Annotated in this window: 1 pseudogene; it reads left to right on the top strand. The window is 58.0% G+C overall.

From position 1 onward, the window contains the following. A pseudogene (locus ACZ3HG_RS25120) lies at window positions 1–212 on the top strand (IS3 family transposase); the annotation flags it as partial.

The following is a 212-nucleotide window of genomic DNA, read 5'->3' on the forward strand; positions in this document are numbered from 1 at the left end:
GAGGAAGAGAACGCCAGACTCAAGAAGCTGCTTGCCGAAGCCATGCTGGATAAAGAGGCGCTTCAGGTGGCTCTTGGGCGAAAGTACTGACGACAGACCAGAAGCGGGAAGCCGTGATGTTGATGTGTGATGCGACCGGTCTGTCGCAACGTCGTGCCTGCAGGCTCACAGGTTTATCCCTGTCGACCTGCCGCTATGAGGCTCACCGTCCG

The organism is Erwinia sp. PME.40.26/001, assembly GCF_055556675.1.